The sequence below is a fragment of the Onishia taeanensis genome (assembly GCF_003268885.1).
Lineage (GTDB): Bacteria > Pseudomonadota > Gammaproteobacteria > Pseudomonadales > Halomonadaceae > Onishia > Onishia taeanensis_A.
Map to the genome: position 1 here is coordinate 421,364 of NZ_QLSX01000001.1, position 18,250 is coordinate 439,613.

Genomic DNA, 18,250 nt, shown 5'->3' on the forward strand with positions numbered 1-18,250 from the left:
CCTCTTCCCTTCAATGGCGTCATACCGCTCTCACGCCGTCCTTAATTGAGCGTCGCCACCGCCCCCGTAGGCCGGCAGCCACAACCCTCGCCGTGTCGTCAGGGCGAAATGATGGGGCGGTTGTTGTAGTTATTATCTTGCTAATATTATTTTTCTAACAATTCGCTCATGAATAAACTCGTCACATGTCGAACGTACTATCTAAACTAAAGGGATTATCGGCCGGAGGCGGGCAGGTCTTTAGGCAGGAAGCGCAAGGCGCGAAAAAAAATGCAACAAAACAGCATCGCCCGACAGTGGCCGGGCGATGAAAGTGACAATATCAGGCAACATCAGGCGTCGATGGTATCCACCAGCGCCATTTCCTCACTGGTCAACAGCTTGTCGATATCGACCAATACCAGCATGCGATCTTCGAGGCTGCCAAGACCGCTCAAATAATCGGAAGACAAGGAAACCCCAAACTCCGGAGCCGGCTTGATCTGCTCAGGCGTCAGCGTCATCACGTCGGAGACCCCATCCACAACGATACCGACGATCCGCTCGCCTACATTGACAACGATCACCACCGTCTGGCCGCCGTACTCGACATTTTCCAGGTGGAACTTGATGCGCAGATCAACGATCGGAACGATCACACCGCGCAGGTTGGTCACCCCTTTGATGAAGTCCGGCGCATTGGCAATGCGCGTGACATTCTCATAGCCGCGAATCTCCTGCACCTTGAGAATATCGATGGCATATTCTTCATCACCCAGTGAAAACACCAGGAACTCACGGCTATGTGCCTCTGTAGCAGCAGCACTGGCGGCATTCAGGTCTGTCATTATACTTCTACCTCCTTGGCAGGCGTGGTCTGGCGACGGGCGCTCTGCGCCTCTCTCTTGGTACGGCTCAGGCGATGCAGGTCAGTGACATCTAGGATCAAGGCCACGCTGCCATCGCCGAGTATGGTGGCCGCGGACACGCCGGGCACCTTGCGATAATTGGTTTCCAGGTTCTTGACCACCACTTGCTGCTGGCCGATCAAGTCATCCACCAGCAACGCATAACGGCGACCTTCGCCCTGCACGATCACGGCAATGCAATCGGTCGGCTCGGTCTCGGCTTCGGACACGTCTAGGGCCTGATGAACGGCGACAACCGGTAGGTACTCATCTCGCACCTTCATCACCACGTCATCACCGGCCATGGCATAAATGTCTTCCTTGCGCGGCTGAAGTGACTCCAGCACCGTACCGAGGGGAAGAATAAACATCTCCTTCCCGACTTTGATGGACATGCCATCAAGGATTGCCAGGGTGAGCGGCAACACGATGCGGGTTGTGGTGCCCTGCCCCTGACGAGACTGAATCTCGACATGACCACCCATAGCCTGGATGTTGCGCTTGACCACATCCATGCCGACACCGCGCCCCGAGACATCACTGACCTGATCAGCGGTAGAAAAACCGGGCGCGAAGATCAGCTGCCAGACATCGTCATCACTCATGTTCTCAGCGGTGGGAACGCCGTTGGCCTCAGCCTTGGCCAGCAACTTCTCTCGATTCAGGCCAGCGCCATCGTCTTTAACCTCAATCAGGATATTACCGCCCTGATGTTGTGCAGAGAGAGTCAGACGTCCGGTACGAGACTTGCCTGCCGCCTCGCGCTTATCCGGAGACTCGATGCCGTGATCAAGGCTATTACGGACCAGGTGCGTTAGCGGGTCGATAATGCGCTCGGTGAGGCTCTTGTCGAGCTCAGTGGACTCACCCTCAGTGACCAGCTCCACATTCTTGTCGAGCTTGGCGGCGAGGTCTCGCACCAGCCGCGGGAAGCGACTGAAGACATAGTCCATCGGCACCATACGGATCGACATGACGGCCTCTTGCAGGTCACGCGCATTGCGCTGCAGAAGACTCATGCCATTGACCAATGAACCAGCCTGAGTCGCATCCATTTCACTGACGGTCTGATCCAGCATCGACTGGGTAATGATCAGCTCACCGACCAGGTTGATGATCTGATCGACCTTGTTGACCGGCACGCGAATCGAAGACTCACCCCCACTCGCGGCCTTGGCTTTGGCCTTGGCTTTATCCTGCGCTTTGGCGGCAGGCTTACCGGACTCCGCCTTGGCCGGTTGCTCAGGCGTCTTTTCCGGTGGTTTTGCTGTCACCTCACCTTGTTGCTGACCACCTTTTTCAGACTCTTCCTCTGACTTAGCCGAGCCTGACGTAGGCTCGGCTTCTGAAACGCCGGCCGCTGGGTCGCCAGCCGCTGGGTCGCCAGCCGCCGGGGCGCCGGCCGCAACTATTTCGAGCTGCTCGGGCTCGACGATGAAGCACATCACCATTTCGATATCATCGACGCTGGTCGAGGTCTCCAGCAGCACCTCGTAGCGACTGCTGTCACCGCGACGCTCGATGATTTCACCAAAGTTGGCCAGCTCCTCGACCAGCAGCTCCCGATCCTTGTCGGCGATACCCAGCAACGCGATATTCAGCCGACCCTCTGCACTGCCATCGCTTGCGCCAGACGACTCGCTCTCAGGCTGGGGATTCCGCTCAGGCTCAGCTTTGGCTGCTGGTGCAGCTCCCGGCGCATCATGACCGACCTTCTTGCCCATCTCATCAAGAGCAAGTTGTTTTAAGGTCTGACAGATGCGCTCGAAGGCTTCAGGGTCGGGTTCATCACCCTGTCGATAGGCATCAAGTTGATCGTGCAGCATATCCTTGGCTTCCAAAAAGGTGTCGACGATATCTCTGCGTAGCACCAGCTCGCCGTGACGCGTGTAATCGAGCAGGTTCTCGAGCAGATGGGTAGTGTGCTGCAAGACATCGAAGCCGAAAGTGCCGGCACCACCCTTTATTGAATGCGCCGCTCGAAAGATCGCATTTAGCTGTTCTGGATCGGGCTCGTCGACATCCAGCTCAAGCAGATGCCTCTCCATATCACCGAGCAGCTCTTCGGCTTCTTCAAAGAATGTTTCGTAAAATTCACTGATATCCATGTTCGTCCCCGAACTGATCATATAACCGGCCGACAGGAGTCATTGAGCGCCTACCGGCTGGCTCACGCCCTCTAGGAATTCGTCAATCGGCAAGGAATTTCCCTGCTCATTCTTTATGGGCGGCTGCCCTACCCTTTCGCCTCGAGCGCCTTGATTTCGGATGTGATCGGCCACTTGCTGATACAACACCACTAGCGCAATACGACGATTAATCGCATCACCGGGCTCGCTATCCGGAATCGGCACTTGGTCGCCCATACCTGCGACTCTCAGCAGCCGGTCAGGCTCAAGCCCTCCAGCGACCAACTCTCGGCGCGAAGCATTGGCGCGGTCGCTAGAGAGCTCCCAATTGCTGTAGCCCTGCAGCCCACCCAGATACGGCACGTTATCGGTATGGCCACTGATACTGATCGGATTTGGCACTTCATTGAGGAGAGGCGCCAGCGTCCGAAGCAAACGGCGCATGTAAGGGGCGACCTGATCGCTCCCCAGTTCAAACATTGGGCGTTTGTCAGTATCGACCAACTGGATGCGCAAGCCCTCGCGCGTCATGTCAAAGCGAAGCTGGTTGCGCAATTCACGCAATACAGGGTCGGCCTGAATGGCGTTTTCCACGCTGCGGCGCAGATCCTTGAAGCGCTGCTGCATTTCGCTTGGCCGATGATCAATGCGCCGATCAATGCGCTCACGCTCACCTTCGGTAGTGGTCGGGTCGGGGCCACCACCAGGGATGACATTGCGAGTATTGGCTTGCTTTTCGCCACCCGCGATAGCTGTCAGTAATGGCGTACTAAAATACTCGGCCACGCCCTGACGCTGCTCTCGACTCGCTGAAGAGAGGATCCACAGGACCAAAAAAAGCGCCATCAAAGCCGTCATGAAATCGGCCAGGGCAATTTTCCAGCTACCACCATGGTGACCATGAACGACTTTCTTGCGCCGGATGATAATGGGGGGGCCCTGCGAACTCATGCGCCTCCCGTTCCAGCAGCGGCCTTGGCGGATCGCACATGCTCTTCAAGCTCGGCAAAGCCGGGACGTTCGTCGCTGTGCAGCGCTTTGCGGCCAAATTCCACGGCAAGTTGCGGCGCATAGCCATTGAGACTGGCAAGCAGCGTCACGCGAATGCACTGCAGCATCTTGACGCCTTCCTGAACCTGACGGTCAATGCGGCTCGACAGTGGATTGAAGAAGCCATAGCCAAGCAAGATACCGAGAAAAGTCCCCACCAGGGCATGAGCAATCATCACCCCCATCTGCTCGGGTCCGGCATCCGCGGAGCTCAGTGCTTTCACCACCCCCATGACCGCCGCCACGATACCGAATGCCGGAAGGCCATCACCGACCTTTGCCAAGGCATCAGCAGGGATGTGTGCCTCGTGCTCGAAGGCTTCAATCTCATGAAGCATCAGCTCATCCAGCTGATGGGGATCCATGCCGCCACTGACCATCAGGCGTAAATAGTCAGTGATAAAATTCATGATCATGGGATCATTGACGACCCGCGGATGCTCGGTGAACAGCGGGCTATCCTCAGGCGCATCGATATCTCGCTCGATACCCAGCATTCCTTCGCGACGGACCTTGCTCAGCAGCTTGTACAACACTGCCATGACTTCCATATAGGTCTGCTTGTCATACTTGGCCGTACGCTTGAGCTTGGAAAAGCTCTTGATCGTCGCCTTCATTGCCTTGCCGTTGTTGGCGGCAATAAACGCGCCAAAGGCGCCGCCACAGATCATCAGGATCTCGGTCGGCTGATACAAAGGGCCCAACTTGCCGCCGGCCAGCGCAAAGCCGCCGAATACCGATAGCGTTACGATAATAAATCCAAGAGGTATAAACACAAGCTACGTCCTTCACTGCGGCGAATAGCGTCTTATATGTCTATCGGCAAGGTGTCGGCGGCCTTGAGGCCCAGAAGCGAAAAAAGGTCGGCCAGGGAGCGACCCAACGAAAAAGCCCTGGCGGTCGGGCCAGGGCTTAAGCAGGGAGGCAATGTCCTACACCAAGCTTTTACTCACGACATGCGCGATGCTGCGGCACGATGCTCAGGTGTGGCCAAGCTGGAGGTGGGCGCTGCGTCTTTCCCCTTGGCCATACGCTTGCGAGTCTTACCTGCCCTTGAGGGCGGCTGACAGATCCCGCACACAAACTCCTGAGTCGGCGTATGCGCATGAGCCACGTATTGACCACGGCACGATGTGCAGGTAGCCAGCTCCAGCAGCTCACTCTCGAAGAAGCGCACCAACGTCCAAGCACGCGTCAGGCCCAGAACCGGCTCGGCGCCGTCCAGGCCGACTTGCTCGAGGTAAAGCCGAAAGGCCTTGACAAAGGCCTCCATACGATCACATTCACAATCTTCTAGCAGGCGGTAGTAGTAATTATAAAAAAGCGACGAGTGAATATTAGGAAGCCATGTAATAAACCAGTCCGTGGAAAATGGCAGCATCCCCTTGGGAGGCGACATGCCGCGCACCTCCTTATAAAGCCTGATTAACCGACCGCGACTGAGGTCAGTTTCGGTTTCCAGTACCTGCAGCCGGGCACCAAGCTCAATCAACTCAACAGCCATCTGGATCTGCTGCATCTCCATCACTAGGCTCTTTTCACTCATGCCATGCCTCCCGTTGAATGGCATGTCGAAGTGGATGGAGCCTGTGACAGGATCATTGACGCATGCGTATGAATAAGGCCATGTTCGCGCCTCTGCCGAACCAGAGCCTGCAATTGAGTAGCGTCACCCAAGCTTAACTGGCAAAGCAATTGGTTAGTGCGTGAGAGCTGCCCCAGCTGCCGCGCCGAGAGTGAGGTTAGAAGGTCCGCCATCTCTCCATCGACCTTGAGCCGAAACATGGCCGTGGCCCGATCGTCGGCTAGTAGGCGCTGCGCCAATAGCAAATACGACAGATTCAAATCCTGGATTTCATCCAGGAGCTGCTCATTAACCATTCCTGACCCCTGCGAAGGCATGCAATTATCAAACGATCAGTCCTTGTCTGACTAGATGTGTCAGCTTTTTTTATGGGACTGTCTGATCTATCTTTTGCTCATTGTTAGTTTTTTAGCATTACATTTTCAACCGTACGCAAGCGAACCTTTGCTGACGGGTTACAAACAGGTAACGGGGGAAAAGCGGGGGTAAAAGGCCGTAAATTGCGAAACCTGCCCCATGCAGGCGATGAAAAAATGCCAGCTGCGGGCAATGCAAATTTCCTTAATACACATTTTTTTTCTTTTCTTTACATGAAAAGAAATTAGTTTGCTCATTACTGGCCAAGCTTCCGGAAGGCTGGAAGAACATAAGGATCATAATCATTAACAACATGACGCGATCCCCCCATGCATCAATCGGATTGGGGCGCCAGGTCACGCACCCAGACCAGTAATTCAGCAATAACCTGGTAGAGTTCTGGCGGGATCTTTTCATCAAGGTCGAGCTGCATCAGCATGTTGACCAATGCAGGCGCATCGTGGACAAAAATATCGTTTTCCCTGGCCGCTTCGATGATGCGATCCGCCATGTCGCCGTAGCCCTTGGCAACGACATGCGGCGCCCGTTCACCTTGATGGTAGGCTAACGCCACCGCTTGGCGCCGCTCGCCCCGAGAGTTAGCGCTCACACCGAGTCTCCTTTGCCTTGCCGCTCGACCATATGCAAGCCTACGGCCTCAAAGCCACAGGCCTGCAAACGCGAGCGCAAGTCAGCCTCACCAGTATGCAGCCGGGCCAGAACCTCCTGATTCTCGGCAGACAACGTAATATCCAGCTGCTTGGGAGCAAAACGCAGCATCACATCCAGACTCCCCAGTCCCGCCACCTGCAGCGACATTTGCGTCTGCCACGCCCCCTGATCGGCTTCTTCGTCAGCCTCATCGGATGTTGATTGCTCGCCACCGCGCTGTCCTCCCTGCGGCATCTGTACGACGAGCGCCATAAACACCCCCGACCAGACATCCCCTTCCCAGCGCAACACCGGCGACGGAGTCGCGAGCATTTCCAGTTGATGACGCACCACGTTCTGCTGTGCGTCATCAAGGCCATCTACACTCGCCGAGGCATGATGTGAACGCTCCGCACCAGCGGCAGGCAGGGGTATTTCTGCACGCTCAGCGCCACCAACTTGTTGGTAAGCCTGATGCGTCGGGCTTCCGCCAGCAGGGTTAGGACTAACGCCTGACGTCTGCGCCATTGAAGAAGCATTAGACCCAAGAGATGCTCCGGCTCCTGCGTGGGCTACTGAACTGGCGGAGCCGCCCGTCGCAACAGGCACTGAACCGCCTCCCCCACGTTGAGCGCTGGCCTCTGGGCCAGCCATCGGCACGGAGCCCACAAGAATGCTCGCCCAGGCGGAACCCGACAGAGACGCGGGCGCAGGCAATGGCATTGACATCGGCGACGGCGCCGACGTAACTGGCGTCAACTGTTGAAAGAGGTTGGCGCTATTAGCGCGGCTCATCTGAGGTTCGAGCGCCAGTTGCTGTCGAGGCAGCTCGCCACGGTACCACTTGGCCAAATGTGATTCGTAAAAAAGCCCACTTGTCTCGATGCTCTGCTGTAGACGGGAGGCGACTTGAGTCGATGGCGCCGTACTCGCCTCGGCTGGCAGCAAGGGGCCCTGTACGCGCAGCGTGGAGGGTGGCGCCGGAAAACGCTCGAGCACGCTGGCGATGGTTTGCGCCGATGCGCTGAAGTGCGTTTGGGTGGAAGGCTGAGCACCGGGCCGGGATAGATCGGAAGGAGAGACCCCCTGCCCCTGGGAACGGCCAACTAACGGCGATGGAACCGTTCCCTGTCTAGGGTCTAGCCGAGAGTCACTGCGCAGTGCTTGAACGGCATCGCTCGGGCTCGAAGGCTGCACCGGAGCATTGAGCTCCCGCGGCACGGGCACATCGACCCGCTTCCCCAATACCTGATGGAGCAGGGTATCGATCAAAGGCGTTATGCCACTCAAGCATCACCCTTCTTGAATCGCGAAGGACCGCCAAGCACCTGAGACCCCGCCGCGCCTCCATATGCGCTATCAACCGAACGCTTACGCCGGCTGGCATCCAGCAGTGCGCCAAGCTCGTCGCGCCGCTTGTTTAGGCGACGGCGAATTTCCAAGTCATCTTCGAGAATACGCTCGAGCAATTTCGCTTTGCGCTCGCGCTGCACGATATCCAATGTTTTATCGGCCTCGATTCTCGATAGCCGTTCGACTTCGATGACGTAGTCAGCCTCTTCCTCAAGCAGGCGGCTCCAGTCTTCCTCGCAGGCAAAGGCGAGCATTCGGCTAGAGCGCTCCAACAGCGCCTCATAACCGGAAATAATATCGTCATGGGCACCATTGCCTTCTTCGAACCGCCGCTCAGTCATGTCACACCCCGTCAGACCGGCCACCGATCTCGCGCCAGGCAGAACCGATATTTTCGAGAAGTGCCGAGGCCTCATCAAGACGTTCGAGGTCATTACGTAGATTAGCTTCCATTAGCAGGCGAGCCACGTAGTCGTAAAGCGACCACAGCCGCTCAGCAATTTCCCCGCCCTTTTCCGCATCGAGTGCGGCCTGCAGGCCGTTATTGACAATATCTAACGCCTTGGAAATAGCGAGGCCCTTCTCCGGCACATTGCCATCCTGCATATGGATGCGTGCCTTACGAATCGATGCCTGCGCACCGTCAAACAGCATGGCAATGAGCTGATGCGGTGTAGCCGACATGACGCCGCTCTCAACGCCGACGCGAGCGTAGGCCTTGGCTCCCTTGCTGTAAGCGGCGGCTCCTCTCATGGCACTCATGGTCCTTTCCTCGTATTCAGCATAATTGGTGACTGACGCTTCTGGTGCTGTTCAGGCAGTTAGTTTCTACCCAGCTGAGCGTTCATATTGTCGAACTGTTGAGTCAAGTAGCTACTCGTCGAGTTCATATTGGCGATCATGCTGTCCAGTTGAGCGAACTGTTCACGATAGCGAGCAATCGTATCGTTGATATTTTCCTCAGTGCGCGTGTAGCGTTCACCCAAGCGTTCGATGCTATCTTCAAGGCCCTGCGTCGAGTTGGCGATCAAGCCACCTTCTTCCAACATGCGCCCCAGCACGCCATCGACCTGACCAGCCAAGCCTCCTGCCTCATCGGTACCGGTGAAAAAATCACTGAGGGCGGCCAGGTCATTGTCGACTGCATCTCCTAGCTTTTCTTCATCGAGCTCGAGCGTCCCATCGACCTGAAGACTAATGCCGACATCCGAAAGCACCTGGAACGTGCCATCCCCGGCACTGCCGCCCAAGGCATTACGAAGTTGAGACTCGACACTACGCAGCGTGCTATCGCCCAGCAGCTCACCCGCGTCACCGGTTTCTGCATTGAAGCTGGTCAGATCCGCCATCTTCTCCTGCAGCTTGTTGTAGCTGTCGACGAAGCCTTTAACCGCAGACTTCACAGCACCGCTGTCACGCTCGACGCCAAGGGTCGCGCTACCCGTCTCGGCAATGGAGAGCGTCACGCCCTGCACCGCCCCTTCGACGGTATTGGACTGGCTGGAGATAGAGATACCATTGACGCTCAATGCGGCATCAACTGCTTCAACAGTTTGCGTCATGGTGTCGGGATCGGTGCCGTTATAACTTAGCAGTCCGCCAAGTTCACTTGCCGTCCCGCCATCATCAAAGCTGACGCTCATCTGCGACTCGGTACCCGTTGCTTCAGATGTCAGCACCAGGCGATAGGGGTTGGCCGCATCACCATCATTGACGATTGAGGCCTGTACGCCGGCACCGGAGGCATTGATACTGTCTCGCACATCTTCAAGTGAGCTATCGGCAGCGATATCAATAGTCGTGCCATCATCGCTGCCTACACTCAAGGTTAGCGTTCCGGCGGAATCCAATTCTCGAGTTTTATCATCCACACCATCAGCGGCAAGGCTCTGGGCCCTAGCAAGCTGAGTCACCTCAATATCGTATCTGCCGGGCGCAGCGTCGCTGCCCCCTGCTGCCGTCACGGCATCGCCAGTTACCTCGCTGGTCACGCCCTGAAAGAACTCGGCCTCATTTAGCTTAGCGGCAGCATCTTGAAACTGGGTCAGCGCACTCTCAAGCTGACCATAAGCAGAAATCTGCGACTGGTAGCTCTGCTGTTGCTGCGTGATGGGCGCGAGCTTTTCACGCTCAGCGCTTTTGAGCTGATCAAGCAGCCCATTGAGATCGAGTCCCGAGCCGATACCCAGGGATGAAATCGTCGCCATGCCGGTGCCTCCTGTTGCGAGCCATTCTGCCAAGTAGAGCGCCACCGCGAGGGGCCGAATAGCTTCTTAAATTGCCGTTATTTCACCTATCGGCGCCCAGCATCAGAACTTGAGGAACACATTACGCAATCTGCCCTTGGTCATTGAGACCGCCACCGCACCCTCAAGCAGTCCGTGTTCAAGAATCGCTTGCCGGCACGACAACCCTCTCGGTTGGCTTGCCAAGCTGGGCCAACGCCCTTCCCTCCAGCATGGCACCCAGCGTCTTCGGCTCAGGCGCAGCGATATGCTCGGTCAGCAGAACGCGGGAAGGCTGCCCCTGCGCATCCACCCGCAACACCCAGGCCAACTCACCACCGGCATAGCGCACCAGGGTACCGATAGGAGCGATGCCAAAGTGACGGACATAGCGCTGAACCCAGCGCTGATCGAACAGTTGCGGCTGTTCCAGCAGGTGTTTATAGATGGCATCGATAGCCCAGGCAGGACGGTCAGGGCGCTCACGCCCCATCGCATCGACGACGTCCACCACCGCCATTAGCCGCGCAAGCTCGTGCAGCTGTTCACCTTTTAATCCACGCGGGTAGCCAGAGCCGTCCAGGCGCTCGTTGGCACCGCCAACCACCGCCTGAGTGACCGCACGAGACAACCAGTTACATTGCGCAAGACTGCGCATGACACTCTCTACATGAACCTGAAGCTCGCGGTACTGAGCCTGATCCAGTGACGTTGCCTGACGTACGTTCTCCGGCAATAGCGCCTTGCCCAAGTCGTGCACCATGGCACAGGCCAACAAGGCCTTGCGCAGGTCCCGGGGCATGGAGTGCTGACCGGCGATATCCGCCAGCCGAACGGCCACGGCCAACCCATGCTGAACCAACACCGATTCACGCTGCATGCAGACAAGTGCAAAAAGCACCGCCTCCCGGTCTTCATCCAACAATGCCAATAGCCGATCGGCATGGCGTGACAACTGAATGGCATCCAGGTGGCGACCTTGCTTCAGCGCAAAGAGCTGGTTATCCAGGTAGGCGGCAAGGCGTGACAGCCTTCGCGCCATGGGCGTGGCAAATTCACGATGATGCACTGCCGATTGAACGGGCTTCTGCTCACTCGCCTGAAACAACGGGGAAGGTTCCTTTGTCGGCTTCCCTTCACTGGCACTTTCTCTGGCACGCCGGGCCGCTTCACGCTCGATCTCACGCACGAAGAACCAGAGCTGCCTTTCTTGCTCGGGGCTGCATCCGATGAACTCAAAGCCCGCCAACATGACTTGGCGATCATGGTCCGAGTGATCGTGACGCAAGGCCCCATTGACCTCCAACTGACTGCCATTGGGAAAGATCAGCTTGAGCCGTATTGTCGATGATGCAGAGGCCAGCACAGACCCCGTTCCCAACGGCAGAACCACCAGCGCACCTTCAAGCGAAAGATTCTTGAGCATCCCCTGCAAAGGCTCATGGCCTTGTGAATGCCCCAGCAGCACGGTGGTGTCCATGCTCATGGTCAACTCGGCACGGAAATTGTCACGACGCTGCAACACCTCCAACTGCTCAGGGTAAGGCGCCTCGCATAACAGACGACCCTCGAGCTCGTAGGCCTGCGAGATGTTCAGCACCGGCGTACGCACCAGCTTGGATCGCGCCTGGCCCAGCAACCGGAAGCCAAGCCCACGCTTCAGGTCCCCCGCCACCTCACGAATGGCGCTAATATCCAATACCAGCGATTCATCCGCGCGAACCTCCATCAACAAGACGGGCAGCGGCTGGCTCACTGGCTTATCAAGCATCAGCGAAGCGCCACCCGGCTCGCTCAAGACATCCAGCAACCCTTGAATATCACGCGCACTGTTTACCGGCTCGTAGTCGCTAGCAGCTTCTGCCATCCCATCCTCGTCTCTTCGATTGTACTGCCCACGCAGCGGCCGCTGTGCGGGCAGGAACGTCCATGTTTTTTGCCATCGGCTTGATATAACAAATCTTTAAGGCTGCTAAAGACCGGCTAACGGCGCTCACCGGCCCGCGCCCGTTATGCTCGTCAGCGACTCGAACCGCCCCTCAGTGGAAAAGCTCAGACGGAAATAGCCCTCTACGCCGTGCTTGCCAACTACCCTGCTCAAGGCACTAGCGGGAAATGCCACCCGGCGCCCATCCAAAGCCTGGGCATATACCTGCTGCACCTGCCCCTCGTAGTAATCCAGGCATTGCTTACGGCTTAGACTCAGCCAGATATCGACACTCGGCACCACGCACTCCTTGTTTATGCTAATTCACTGCCCACGCTCTTGGCTTGCGATGGCCGCGCCATGAGGAAATACTGTGAAGTGGACCCCATTCACTGGACCACCTGACAGGCGAGCTAAGCTCTGACCGGGTTGTCATCAGGCGTCAGGCCGCCTGGATCAGTGGTTGATCGAAGTACACCTCATCGGGTGTTGCATCGTCCAGGCCCTGATGGGGCCGCTCCTTGTTGAACCAAGTGAAGTAACGCTTCAGCTCCTCACGCAGGTGAGCGCCATCTTCGAAGGCCTTCAGGTAGACGCACTCGTACTTCACGCTGCGCCAGAGTCGCTCCACGAAGATGTTGTCCTGGTAACAGCCCTTGCCATCCATGCTGATCCGAACGTCATGGGCCTCCAGCACCTCGGTGAAGGCCTGGCTGGTGAACTGGCAGCCTTGATCGGAGTTGAAGATCTCGGGCGGCCCGTGGCGTGCCAGGGCATCCTCCAGGGCGTCGATGCAGAAGTCCGCATCCAGGGTGTTCGATACTCGCCAGGCCAGCACACGACGGCTGCACCAGTCCATGATGGCCACCAGGTACATGAACCCGCGTGCCAGGGGGATATAGGTCACATCGGTCGCCCACACCTGGTTGGGGCGGTCGATGACACGCCCCCGCAGCAGGTAGGGATAGATCCGATGCCCCTCCCGGGGGCGACTGGTGCACGGCTTGGGATACACCGCTTGTAGCCCCATCTGGCGCATCAGTCGCTGGACACGCTTGCGGTTCACCGGGTGGCCCAGACGGTTGAGATGAACCGTCATCCGCCGAGAACCATAGACCGGCGTGCGCAGGTGTTCCTCGTCGATCAGGCGCATCAGTTCCAGATCGTAGACCCGCAGGGCCTTGCGCCGGTAGTACACCGAGGAGCGACTGATGCCGAGCAACTGGCACTGGCGTCGGAGGCTGATGTCGGGCGCCTGCGGCTCGACCCGTGCCAGGCGCTGGGCCCGGCTCAACGATCGAGCCTGCGTGATAAAAAATCGCGTTCCACCGTCAGCTTGCCGATCTCACGGTAGAGCGTGTCGATCTCCTCCTGGGTCTTCTGGGCCGCCTTGCCGTCGCCCTTGCCCTCGAAGATCCCGGTGGCGTTGTCCAGCAACTCGCGCTTCCACTGGCTCACCATAGTCGGATGGATCTCGAAGCGGGCAGCGATTTCCGACGTGGTCTCATCGCCCTTGAGGGCGGCGAGGGCCACCTTGGCCTTGAAGTCGGCGCTGTATTGCCTGCGTTTCCTGCTCATGATCAGGTTCTCCTGTCGGCATGATCAGAGCTTAGCGCCTGGTCCGAATTTCGAGGTCCACTTCACTGATGAAGCTACTTTACCGGCTAAGCGTCGTTAGCACCGTACCTCAATCACAGGTGGTGCCATGCAGCAGCGCGAAATGGGCGACGTACGCGGGACTTCCAGCCACGCTCATAATGAAAACGAAAGCGAAAACCAAAACGAACCCCGGCAGCCCGGCCTCTTCGCTGCCGCAAGCACCACTCTTCCCCCCTCGGCCTGACCCTCAATCAAAGGCTGAATCAAAAAATCTGCATCAAGCCCTAAAGCTTTCTCGGCACCTTCCGATAACTAAGGTAACGGCCAACGGCGCCGTTGTGGCAGGCCCGGCGTGACTCGCTCAGCCGACAACGCGGCCGGCCAATGGAGCCCTCAAAAACAGGAAGGACATCATTATGTCAATGGGAATCAACACCAACATCACCTCGATGATCGGTCAGCAAAACCTGAACGAGTCTAAGAGCGCCCTGACTACCTCCATGGAGCGCCTGTCCTCCGGCCTGCGTATCAACAGCGCCAAGGACGACGCCGCCGGCCAGGCCATCGCCAACCGCATGTCCAGCCAGATCACCGGTCTGAGCCAGGCACAGCGTAACGCCAACGACGGTATCTCCGTTGCCCAGACCGCTGAAGGCGCCCTAAACCAGGTCAACGATAACCTGCAGCGAGTTCGTGAGCTGACCGTTCAGGCCCAGAATGGCACCAACTCTTCTGAAGACTTGACATCAATCCAAGATGAAATCAATCAGCGCCTGAATGAGATTGATCGTATTTCAGAGCAAACAGACTTTAACGGCACAAAAGTTTTATCTGAAACAAGAGATCTCAATATTCAGGTTGGTGCTAATGATAGCGAGCAGATTGCCGTTAGCCTAGAAAAAATTGACAAGGCATCTTTGAGCCTTGGTGGGTTTACTGTCGAAGAAAATGCTGTGCGCGCCGGTGATGCCATCGCAACAATAGATGATGGCTCAGGTACTAATGAAGTAGCCGTTGACCTGTCTCAAGCAGCTTCTGATCTAAGTGGTGCTTTGGGTGCTTCTGTATTGGAAAGCGATCTGACTCTTCGCCAAACTCAAGACGCTAGCGGCAACCCAGAAGCCGGCAGTTATGTCATTGAGTTTCAAGGAGAAAGCTATGCAGCTTATCAAAATAATACAACAACCGGTGATAACGAAAACGAGTTTGGTGTAGCGGTAGTCGATGACGGTAGTGGCTCTAATGATGTAGCTGTAAAAGTCGGCGTTAATGATGCAGACGCAACAGTCGGTTACGTACAAAACAGTGATGGCGACTTGGTTGAAGTTACCGACGCATTTGCTGATGACGGCGGTAACGATAACTTTGCGAGTGTTGCTGCAGACATCACTACTGGCGAAACTGCATTTAATGGCGCAGCCACAGCCGACCCCTTAGCAGCGCTGGATAGCGCCCTGAGTACCGTTGATAGCCTGCGCTCTGACCTTGGTGCGGTACAGAACCGTTTTGAGTCTGCGATCACCAACCTGCAGACTAACGAAACCAACCTGTCTGCTGCTCGTTCACGCATCGAAGACGCCGACTACGCAACAGAGGTGGCTGACATGACCAAGAACCAGATCTTGCAACAGGCCGGTACCTCCGTGCTGGCCCAGGCCAATCAGCTGCCGCAGTCTGTGCTGTCTCTGCTGGGTTAAACCGGCCCTTAGCAACATCATGCATGACAACGAACAGGCCTCCATTGGAGGCCTGTTTTTTTCGGGACGAATTGAGTAAGGCCAGATTAATGACGCAGACAAACGACGCTATTCCGGCACGGGAGATCATGGACGATATCATGCCCAAGCTGGCGTCCATTCAGAGCTTCGTCGATCACAGGCTATCGGCAAGCATCCAGCGTCAAGACAACGTCAATGAGCGCAAGCGAGAGGAAAACCTGAAAGCAGAGCTTGAAATGGAGCTCACCATCATCCGCATGAATATCGATAACCTCATCAAGCGGCATGAACCGACCCTCTCTCGCTTGGGCGTTAGCCGCCAGTCCTGTGGACCAGATATTGACATCGATAAGCACGAAGCGGCCGCCATCGAACACTTGAAGCGACTGTATCAGCGCATTCGCACGCTATACGCCGATTCATGACGCCTTGATGTCATCCAAATAAATGGAAAGCCCATGCCAGATGCAAAACAGGAAGCCGTATCCGCCCCCATGCGGGAGAGCGATTATCAGCGAGTGATTGATGAGCTAGAAAAGCTTATCCAGGGCACCAAGCAGCTAATCGAACGCTTCGACAGCACCGGCATGGATGAAGAGATGCAGGAAGACTACGACAAACTGCTGACCATTTATGATCAGGCCATAAAGGATCAGGCCCACTACACTCAGGCGATGCTGAAAGAGTAAGCCTTGCATATCTTTCTAAGGGCTACGCTTGGGCGCAAACGTAACGCTCAGCACCTCTTTCCCCTCAGTGACCCGCCCTTCCGTCTCCACCCCTGTCTCTACCCCTCTACTCTTCTCCCTCACCTAGTATCCTCTTGCCGCCACAACGCTACACAAAAGCGAAAGCCTACAAGTGTACGATCACTTCGACCCGCCGATTCGCCGAACGCCCTTCTTGCGACTCGTTGCTTGCCAAGGGCTGGGTATCGCCATAGCCGATCACTCACAGCCGCGCACCTTCGACACCGGCTGCCTGTAGCTGGCGAAGAATGGCGGTAGCACGAGCCGCGTACTTTTGACCTGCTCTAAACACAGGGCAACGATCAACAAGGAAAGGCCCCAAAATTAGCTCAGTAATATCAAAAAAAAGCTTAAGTCACTCACCTGACTGCCGATAACCGTTACACAGTGATAACTGAATCGACCTAGAAGCAAGGAAGCAAGATGGTATCGATACGTACCAACCTTATGGCACTGACTGGCCAGCAACACCAAGCTCAGTCGCAGAGCAACCTGAGCACCGCCCTGGAGCGCTTATCTTCGGGTTTACGCATCAACGGTGCCAAGGATGATGCGGCAGGGCAAGGAATTGCTAACCGGATGCAATCTAATATCAATGCCCATTCCACCATCGCCCGCGGTATGAACGATGGCATCAGCTTGATGCAGACAGCAGAAGGCGGGCTGAATAGTATCAATGAGATGCTGCAGCGCGGGCGAGAACTGGCTGTAAAAGCGGCAACGAGCACGCTATCAGACAGTGACAGACTAGCAATCCAAAATGAGTTAATTCAGATACGCGAACAGATTGACTATACGTCAAAAAATACTGAAGCATTTGATAAAACACCTTTAGCCCCTTTGCCACCAGAGACGCCTGCTGATCAGCTGGGTAATGTTCAAAGTATCCGCAATATAGACCCAAAGCTTGGAGAAAGGCAGGCTTCTGGTGAAGTGCCTTTAGGGTTCGTGCCAACTGACGTGCAAAAATTTGAAATTGAAACATGGGATATTGGAAACAATGATGATATTCAGGTTTTTACCCGCAGTGGTAAGCACCTAGTAGGCACACCGTTAGGTGCTGGTTCTACATGGGAAACTCGTTATATCGACACAGAGACTGAGTTAGAGAATAAGTTGTTCACGCCTGAAAATGGTTTTCCTGATGATGCGAGCTACGACGATAGCGATTTATTTGATGGCTCTGAATTTTTCAACATCACAACTCCCCGTGAGATGTCACATAATGGCATGAAATTTACTTATAGTGGTGATGGTAATGCATCAGATAGTAACTCTTACGAAACGCTTGCCATAGAAAACGTTACGGAACCTCTTTTTGTAGTGGTGACAGGAGGAGGAGAGTTTGTGATTGAAGAGTTTAAATGGGAGGATTCGCCACCACTTGAACCTATACCTACGAGTGAACCTGTGGATGTTGTGACCAGTGCAAGTTTTGGCGATAGTGCCAAAAAGGTCACCATTGAACCTTCACCTTCTGATAGCGAAACACTGGGTATTGCAAGTATTGACCTGAGCCAGCAAGAGAGTGCTAGTGATGCTTTGGCACTTTTTGATCAGGCCATCCAGACAGTTGACGGCTACCGTAGCCAGTACGGTGCCTTGACCAATCGTTTTGAAGGCGCAATCGAGAATCATCGTCAGCAGGAGATTACCACATCAGCGGCTCAATCAAGAATTCAGGATGCGGACTACGCAGTGGAAGTCGCCAACATGACCAAGGCGCAAATTCTTCAGCAGGCTGGCACTTCCGTACTGGCTCAGGCCAACCAGATTCCGCAGTCTGTGCTGTCTCTGCTGGGTTAAACGATCAACTAGCCACGTCTAGTATGACAATGAACAAGCTACCACATGGAGTTCATGTTTTTAAGAGCTCCCCGAATGGCGCCAGTTATCGTCCCTACTCCGGTACGCGTCTGGTAGGCGATTTCTGCCCAAACTGGCGTCTCTACAAAGCTTTGTGGATCACACTCTGACGATCAGCATTAGACAGCGAGACAACACTGGGCGAAGTGGGCAG

The 18,250-nt window shown here is 55.9% G+C and carries 18 protein-coding genes; 4 read left to right on the top strand and 14 right to left on the bottom strand.

Annotated features, from left to right (window positions below; translation table 11 throughout):
- Positions 1-332: 332 nt before the first annotated feature.
- The 14 genes from cheW to BCL93_RS02060 all read right to left on the bottom strand — a co-directional run bounded on the left by cheW (position 333) and on the right by BCL93_RS02060 (position 13,742).
- Positions 333-827 (bottom strand): chemotaxis protein CheW, encoded by a 495-nt coding sequence (cheW, locus tag BCL93_RS01995; RefSeq protein WP_112053426.1) that lies wholly within the window; start codon positions 825-827, stop codon positions 333-335.
- Entirely contained in the window at positions 827-2,995 is a 2,169-nt protein-coding gene (gene cheA / locus BCL93_RS02000) for a chemotaxis protein CheA (protein ID WP_112053427.1), read from the bottom strand. Before cheA ends, cheW begins: the two co-directional genes overlap by 1 nt.
- A gap of 39 nt (positions 2,996-3,034) precedes the next feature.
- Positions 3,035-3,967: a flagellar motor protein MotB gene (gene motB / locus BCL93_RS02005; protein ID WP_112053428.1), complete on the bottom strand. Its 933-nt coding sequence runs from the start codon at positions 3,965-3,967 to the stop codon at positions 3,035-3,037.
- Positions 3,964-4,842: a flagellar motor stator protein MotA gene (gene motA, locus BCL93_RS02010; protein WP_112053429.1), complete on the bottom strand. Its 879-nt coding sequence runs from the start codon at positions 4,840-4,842 to the stop codon at positions 3,964-3,966. The genes motB and motA overlap by 4 nt, the downstream gene beginning before the upstream one ends.
- A 173-nt stretch (positions 4,843-5,015) precedes the next feature.
- The gene (flhC, locus tag BCL93_RS02015; RefSeq protein ID WP_112053430.1) at positions 5,016-5,612 is read right to left on the bottom strand and encodes a flagellar transcriptional regulator FlhC; all 597 of its coding nucleotides are present in this window, start codon (positions 5,610-5,612) and stop codon (positions 5,016-5,018) included.
- A complete protein-coding gene (gene flhD / locus BCL93_RS02020; protein WP_309251207.1) occupies positions 5,609-5,968 on the bottom strand; it encodes a flagellar transcriptional regulator FlhD in 360 nt (119 codons plus the stop codon). Before flhD ends, flhC begins: the two co-directional genes overlap by 4 nt.
- Before the next feature lie 374 nt (positions 5,969-6,342).
- Entirely contained in the window at positions 6,343-6,618 is a 276-nt protein-coding gene (locus BCL93_RS02025) for an EscU/YscU/HrcU family type III secretion system export apparatus switch protein (protein ID WP_112053432.1), read from the bottom strand.
- Positions 6,615-7,010, bottom strand: coding sequence for a flagellar hook-length control protein FliK (locus tag BCL93_RS17210; protein ID WP_181463008.1), 396 nt, complete (start codon positions 7,008-7,010; stop codon positions 6,615-6,617). The genes BCL93_RS02025 and BCL93_RS17210 overlap by 4 nt, the downstream gene beginning before the upstream one ends.
- Before the next feature lie 935 nt (positions 7,011-7,945).
- Positions 7,946-8,377, bottom strand: a complete 432-nt coding sequence (fliT, locus tag BCL93_RS02035; RefSeq protein WP_258395893.1) for a flagellar protein FliT — start codon at positions 8,375-8,377, stop codon at positions 7,946-7,948.
- Positions 8,355-8,774 (bottom strand): flagellar export chaperone FliS, encoded by a 420-nt coding sequence (gene fliS / locus BCL93_RS02040; protein ID WP_112053435.1) that lies wholly within the window; start codon positions 8,772-8,774, stop codon positions 8,355-8,357. Before fliS ends, fliT begins: the two co-directional genes overlap by 23 nt.
- A gap of 59 nt (positions 8,775-8,833) precedes the next feature.
- The gene (fliD, locus tag BCL93_RS02045; RefSeq protein WP_112053436.1) at positions 8,834-10,219 is read right to left on the bottom strand and encodes a flagellar filament capping protein FliD; all 1,386 of its coding nucleotides are present in this window, start codon (positions 10,217-10,219) and stop codon (positions 8,834-8,836) included.
- A 178-nt stretch (positions 10,220-10,397) separates the two neighbouring features.
- Positions 10,398-12,104 (bottom strand): HD domain-containing phosphohydrolase, encoded by a 1,707-nt coding sequence (locus BCL93_RS02050; protein WP_112053437.1) that lies wholly within the window; start codon positions 12,102-12,104, stop codon positions 10,398-10,400.
- A gap of 126 nt (positions 12,105-12,230) precedes the next feature.
- The gene (locus BCL93_RS02055) at positions 12,231-12,467 is read right to left on the bottom strand and encodes a DUF2835 family protein (RefSeq protein ID WP_309251208.1); all 237 of its coding nucleotides are present in this window, start codon (positions 12,465-12,467) and stop codon (positions 12,231-12,233) included.
- 139 nt (positions 12,468-12,606) lie between these two features.
- A protein-coding gene (locus BCL93_RS02060) for an IS3 family transposase (RefSeq protein ID WP_112053439.1) occupies positions 12,607-13,742 on the bottom strand; the annotation gives its coding sequence in 2 pieces (ribosomal slippage) (positions 12,607-13,469 and positions 13,469-13,742; 1,137 coding nt in all).
- A gap of 437 nt (positions 13,743-14,179) precedes the next feature.
- Between BCL93_RS02060 and BCL93_RS02065 the strand changes: the two genes are divergently transcribed.
- The 4 genes from BCL93_RS02065 (at position 14,180) to BCL93_RS17610 (ending at position 18,036) form a co-directional block, all read left to right on the top strand.
- Positions 14,180-15,460 (top strand): FliC/FljB family flagellin, encoded by a 1,281-nt coding sequence (locus BCL93_RS02065; protein WP_112053440.1) that lies wholly within the window; start codon positions 14,180-14,182, stop codon positions 15,458-15,460.
- An 89-nt stretch (positions 15,461-15,549) separates the two neighbouring features.
- Complete coding sequence (locus BCL93_RS02070) at positions 15,550-15,906, top strand: hypothetical protein (protein WP_146742461.1); 357 nt, start codon at positions 15,550-15,552, stop codon at positions 15,904-15,906.
- 33 nt (positions 15,907-15,939) lie between these two features.
- A complete protein-coding gene (locus tag BCL93_RS02075; protein WP_258395894.1) occupies positions 15,940-16,170 on the top strand; it encodes a hypothetical protein in 231 nt (76 codons plus the stop codon).
- A gap of 483 nt (positions 16,171-16,653) precedes the next feature.
- Positions 16,654-18,036: a flagellin gene (locus tag BCL93_RS17610; protein WP_112053442.1), complete on the top strand. Its 1,383-nt coding sequence runs from the start codon at positions 16,654-16,656 to the stop codon at positions 18,034-18,036.
- Positions 18,037-18,250: the final 214 nt, after the last annotated feature.